Origin of the sequence: Bartonella sp. AA23NXGY (assembly GCF_042197165.1) — a bacterium.
Taxonomy (GTDB): domain Bacteria; phylum Pseudomonadota; class Alphaproteobacteria; order Rhizobiales; family Rhizobiaceae; genus Bartonella.
In genome coordinates, this window is record NZ_JBHIRO010000058.1 from 1 (window position 1) to 1,922 (window position 1,922).

The 1,922-nt window shown below is 42.2% G+C and carries 2 protein-coding genes; both read left to right on the top strand.

Annotated elements, in window-relative coordinates:
- Nucleotides 1-1,338: filamentous hemagglutinin (locus ACFINY_RS09590; RefSeq protein WP_375701058.1), on the top strand; the 1,338-nt coding region annotated here is incomplete at its 5' end.
- Nucleotides 1,335-1,739, top strand: coding sequence for a hypothetical protein (locus tag ACFINY_RS09595; protein WP_375612686.1), 405 nt, complete (start codon nt 1,335-1,337; stop codon nt 1,737-1,739). The genes ACFINY_RS09590 and ACFINY_RS09595, both read left to right, overlap by 4 nt.
- Nucleotides 1,740-1,922: the final 183 nt, after the last annotated feature.

Below are 1,922 nucleotides of genomic sequence, written 5' to 3' on the forward strand. Positions count from 1 at the left end.
ATCAAAGCGGGTGATGGTGGTTTTAAGATCAACGTTAAAGATAAAACAACGCTGACCGGAGGTATTATTGAAAGCACCGCGCCGGCAGAAAAAAACAGCCTGACCACAGGAAGCATTAGCACCAGTGATATCAGCAACAGTGCGCATGCTCAAGCTAGCAGCCAAGGTTTAAGCATTTCAGCGGGTGGTCCGATGTATCAGGGCAAATATGGTGTCGGGAAAAACATTGCTAAAAATGTCTTAGATCATTCAAAAGCTAAAGATTCAGAGGAAGGATATACCAAATCCGCTATCAGCAATGGCACTATCGTCATTACTGATGAAGCAGGGCAGAAGGCGTTGACAGGACAAGATGTTGAGCAAGCCATAGCCTCCCTTAATCGGGATACTGCTAGCGCCCATAAGGGTGTACAACAGCTCGATGTAGGCAAGCTGGAACAAATCGTCCATGAAAACCGCGAAATGGCAACGCAATTGTTGGAAGAAGGGTTTAAATACAGCGATGACTCCTATAAAACCATGTTTATCAAAGAGCACCCCATTGCCGTGGTCGACCGTGATGAAAAGGGTAATATAATCTATGAAATAGATGCAAATGGGGTACCTATAAGAGACGCTCGTGGACAACCAATACCTCACGCACATTATTTAACGGATGAAGAAAAGCAGCATTTACAAGAGGGTGCTGATGGCAAGGTGCATGTGTCCTTTAATGGCATCTTTACTCCACCAGAGGAAGCCGCTGTTTATGCGGTTCAACATGCGAAGGATAAAAATGAACCGCTTTATTTTGTTGTGTTCCCTCAAGCCGATTCTGCTATTTCAGAACTTCTGGTCGCGGGCTATCAGAAGTTTATGGAAAATAACTTTTGGGGTTTGACCAATTCAACACAAGAAGCAAAAGATTTGGTGTATAGCCATGGTCTTACAGGATTAGAACTTTATGGACATAGTCGCGGGACAATGACATTGGGGAATATGCTGAATTCTTTCAAACAAGAAGGTGTGCACGGTATAGCCGACAACACGAATATCAATTTCTATGGACCAGCCTTTAATGTTTTAGTTGCATCCGGTCTGTTAGGTTATGTGAGTGATGGCAAACAAACCACTATTGGTTTTGATGGGCATAGATATGACTTTGTAAGCCGATGGATTGGCGGCAATGGCTATACTTATGAGACAATACCTGCTGGCAGTAACTGGTGGAAAGAAACATGGAATATGTTCAAAAATCCTTATAATCCTCATACTTGCCTTGGAGATGCGGGTCCAAAATGTCGAGATATATATGGACTTTCCCATCGAGTACAATTCCCTTTAAGGAGGAAAAAATGAAACAAACTTTAAAATTATTAAGCGCTGTAACTTTGTTAAGTATAGCTGGATGTCAGTTTAATAAACCTCCTGCAGGATACTTCACGGTGTGGGAGAAATCAGGAGCAGATCGGCTTGAGGTAAAAAAAGCACTTTTAGAATGTGGAATGCCAGCTCCTTATGATGTATTTCCAGAAAACAGAAATTTAAGCAACAATGCATGGGCAACCATAGAAGCTTGTATGATTCAAGCTGGTTTCCATGATAAATATGATAGGGGGGGGGGCTGGTGTGGAAATCATAAAGCCGAAAACTTGCCCATTTGTCGTCCAGGTGCTGTTGTTCCACAGCGCAGTGTCAAGAAGCGCTTAAATAGCCCGTTTTGTAAAAAACATCCAGAACAATATGAATGCTATCCTTAAGTCTTGCTTGTGATGATCAACAATCCGCCATCCTTGCCTTCTCTTGGAATGGCGGGACTGTTCCCTCAATCCAACATTTCAATATTGTTCACCGTTGTTTTAATGAAGCGGTGACAGGAAATATCAACAGGCTTATGAGCTTTTTTATTGTAAATAAATCCATTGAAAGAGGGGAATAATGAA